At 45.8% G+C, this 3,463-nt stretch carries 5 protein-coding genes; all 5 read right to left on the bottom strand.

The window, feature by feature from the left end; genetic code table 11:
* Nucleotides 1-75 precede the first annotated feature (75 nt).
* Nucleotides 76-1,581, bottom strand: coding sequence for an AAA family ATPase (locus tag OOJ59_RS27630; protein WP_075262227.1), 1,506 nt, complete (start codon nt 1,579-1,581; stop codon nt 76-78).
* On the bottom strand, nt 1,578-2,015 hold the full coding sequence (locus OOJ59_RS27625) for a VPA1267 family protein (RefSeq protein ID WP_016807539.1): 438 nt from the start codon (nt 2,013-2,015) through the stop codon (nt 1,578-1,580). Before OOJ59_RS27625 ends, OOJ59_RS27630 begins: the two co-directional genes overlap by 4 nt.
* Nucleotides 2,015-2,692 (bottom strand): gamma-mobile-trio protein GmtX, encoded by a 678-nt coding sequence (gmtX, locus tag OOJ59_RS27620; RefSeq protein WP_016807538.1) that lies wholly within the window; start codon nt 2,690-2,692, stop codon nt 2,015-2,017. The genes OOJ59_RS27625 and gmtX overlap by 1 nt, the downstream gene beginning before the upstream one ends.
* Nucleotides 2,692-3,402: a hypothetical protein gene (locus tag OOJ59_RS27615; protein ID WP_227639148.1), complete on the bottom strand. Its 711-nt coding sequence runs from the start codon at nt 3,400-3,402 to the stop codon at nt 2,692-2,694. Before OOJ59_RS27615 ends, gmtX begins: the two co-directional genes overlap by 1 nt.
* The coding region (locus OOJ59_RS28320; RefSeq protein WP_235635113.1) for a hypothetical protein at nt 3,378-3,463 on the bottom strand (86 nt) is incomplete at its 5' end. The genes OOJ59_RS27615 and OOJ59_RS28320, both read right to left, overlap by 25 nt.

The raw sequence follows: 3,463 nt of genomic DNA, 5'->3' as shown, positions 1-3,463 counted from the left end.
AGTACCAGCGTACGGCCCACAGAATGATGTCACGCTGAAAATGCCGGCCTTTGAATGGGTTCATGTGCAGCTCCATCAGCAAAAGGGGATGATAAGTTTATCACCACCGACTATTTGCAACAGTGCCTTAGCAATGGCTTTTGATAGAACGATATCAGCCAAAACCTTGCCGCACCCTATAGGTGGTAACTGGTCAGGGTCGCCAGTAAAGATAATACGAACCGATGGGTGAATATGGTTGACCAGGCGATACATGGTTGGCAAGTCAATCATACTGGCTTCATCTATTACCAGTAAATGCTTTGGCTGGTCTGAACTTGGCTCAATAGGTTCTCTACGTAATAACTTAGCGATAGTTGAGGTGATAAAGCCAATTGACTCATGCAAGCGCATAGCAGCTCGGCCACTCAGTGCTACTGCATGTATTTCAAATCCCATTTGATGGTAGGCTCGAAGTGCGGTTCTAAGGACTGTGGTTTTACCTGTGCCAGCTCCGCCCGTAATACAGCTCACGGCGTTATCCAAACACGTTGTCACTGCTTCAATCTGTTTCTTGGTTAGCTCGTATGGTAATTCATCAACCGAAGAGCAATATGCAGAATTTGCAACTTCGTCATAAAGGTTGTTTTGATTAGCTAGTGCTTTAAGTCGTTTGGCAACGACATTTTCCATCAACAACTGGGCGGTTGGATGATAAGAGCCAGTGTCAGGGTTTAGGATGTATTGCGCTTTATTGTGACCTGCTTTAAACGCTTCCGTCACCAGTTCCTTATCTTTGAGCAATTTGGTTAGGTATGGGCGTAAACACGCTTGAGTTGTATAGGTGTGGCCTTTCTCAATCTCTTTTCGAATCGCGGTTTCAAGTGCGGCACTTAGTCTGCGGTGATCACAAACTGTGATCTTAAACTGGTCAAAATTAACCAGTTTATCGACATCCGTAAACGACATTCCAAACCCAATAAGGACATACGGATTTTGTTTAATAGCCTCAATGGACTCTTCTCCATGATGCTTCAATAAGCGCTGCTGAATACTTGCTGGTATCTTGTGTTCGGTCATCCAGTTGCAGTAGGCCAGATTCTTATATTTGGCGTAACCCTCAAATAACGCATTGATAGAATCTTCACTCAGGACACTTCTAAGGCGCTCTCTTGATTCATGAGTGTCTTTTCTAACCGTTGGGTGAAAATCCTTTCCTAACAGTTCCCAAAGTGCTCTAGCTTTACTTTCACCGATACCTTTGAAATCACTTTCTCTGGCAATAAAGCGAATAAGCTGTTCACCCGTTTCTGGCAGGCTGCATTCGATGTGCTCTGGTGATTCATAGGTATGCTGCTGCATCACGAAATCACCTGTTTCTACTTCCTCTACCAAACGAGTTCCCTTCACTGACCAGTGCTGGCCGAGGGCTGGTTGAACGGGGATGGCATCTGGATCAGCTTTGATGGTGACGTAATACTTGCCGCTATTGGTTTTGTGTGAGTTTTTTTTCAGTGGCACGCCACTGAATATCACCATTTTGGTAGAGCTGTACGGAATGCTCGTGACACGCATTTGGTCTTGATGGAGTGTAAATTTCATCGTGGCATAAACCCCATTTCTGACAAGGTTTCATTCAGTTCGCCAAACCGCTCCAGTTTACCTTCCAGCTCTTTAACTTTGGCTTTTAGCTCAATGTTTTCAGCTTCTAAGGTCGATACTCGTTTTGAGTCGAGCAGCTTGCGATTAGCCGTGTTGTCGTATTGCTTTGGTTTGTCGGTATTGTTCCTTGCAGATTCGGTCAGTGGCGGGAGTATACCTTTATCACGCAGTTTGTCTTCTAATGCCTTGAGCGCTTTTCTAAGCGTAGGATTTTGGTTAAGGGCAGACTTACCGCAACCAACCCCTTTTGCTACTTCGATGCGGTTGAGCTTGCCTTTAAAGGCGATTTGCTTAAAGTCATCATCAGTTTGAGTGGCTTGCCATACTTCAAATGCTTCGAGGTTTTGCTGCGCTCTTTGCTGACCGTTCGCCATTAATCATCTACCTCACCTAACAACTTGCGTAGACCTGTCGCAAAGCCTCTAGGGAATATTTCTGTGTTGTATTCCATGTCTTTTACTTGGCCTGCTTGTGTGGTTTGCCAGTTATGTTTTTCCATACATTCGTCAGAGATAGCGTAGGCTAAGGCGTTCTTCTCAGATTCGGTCAAGATGCCAGATAGTGAAGGCAAGACTTCAACACTCGGCTCTGCGCTTGCATCAAACTGACGTACAGGACGCTTATCAATGGTAATATTCGCGTGCTGTTTTAGCAGATTAACCTCTTTGCGATAACGGTTGCGCTCGGCAATAATCTGACCAAACAAAGCCCGTACCGCAGGGTCTGGAATACGCTCAAGTAGCTTGTTATCCTGTGGAACAGACTTAGAGCGTGAGGTTGGCGATAACGGCTTTTTGGTGGTTGTTTTGCACTTTGCTGCCCATGCTTCAATCAAGGTGCGGTAGTGCTTGTTTTTGGTTGCTCGTAACGCTTCGTAACCTGGGCCACCCTCTGCTGCTGATACTCGCCCCATTTGTGCAATGGAGAAATCACGCTGCCCCGATCCTGCATAGGCTTTCAGGATGTCGTTAAGCTTATCTAGGTTTTTTTGGGTTCTTGGCACTTTGTCGTCTTTTAAGTCAGCCAAGATGATATCAATATTAATGTCCATTAACCCTCCAATAGCGCAGGTTGGGTGAGATTTTCTAAGCGTAAGGCTTTATCCGACAGTGCATTCATGCCAGCGTTAAATAGCTTGTGATTAGACAGGTATTCACCCGCTTCGATGTAATTAGCCACTTTACGGTAGCCTTCCATTTTATCGTCAGGGTCGGCTATCTTTGCCATTTGGCGTAGCATGGCATTACCAGCGATTAGCTGCTGTTTTTCATCCATTTCCATAAAGATAGGCTCAAAGCCTTTCTTCATCAGAGCACGACTAAGTTGGCGGGAGCGCTTTTCAATAGCAGGCGTCTTACGCAATTCATCCTGCAAGTCAGGGAAGAATTCGGCATCGTCACATAGAAGGGATAAGTGCAGTAACTCAGACTCTGTTTCAACGAATTTCAAGGCATGGCTAATATCTTGTTCATTCCCTACTGCAATCAATTTATCTTTGGTGTCGTCATCGTTTCGGGCTTCCTCGACGTGAATGATTTTGCTGATTAGCTCGAAGCACGCTATCCAGTCTTTGGTGTATTCATCGGCTTCTACTTGTTGCTTTTCATAGCGGCGCTGTAGAACCTGCATGTCATTATGTTTGGTAAAAGGCGCACCTTGCTCTTCACAGAAGAACTGCTCGTCTTTGAGTGCTTCGTAAGCGTGCAGTGAGAACCGTATTGACGAAGTGAAGCTGGTCAGGCAGGCAGAGTAACCCGCCACGGGAGCAGAGCACCCACCCGGTTCACAGGCCAGTCGGCGATGACATCAAGTACATAATGCA

Origin of the sequence: Citrobacter sp. W9, from assembly GCF_026719375.1 — a bacterium.
GTDB classification, from domain to species: domain Bacteria; phylum Pseudomonadota; class Gammaproteobacteria; order Enterobacterales; family Enterobacteriaceae; genus Citrobacter; species Citrobacter werkmanii.
This window is presented reverse-complemented; position numbering and strand designations above follow the sequence as displayed.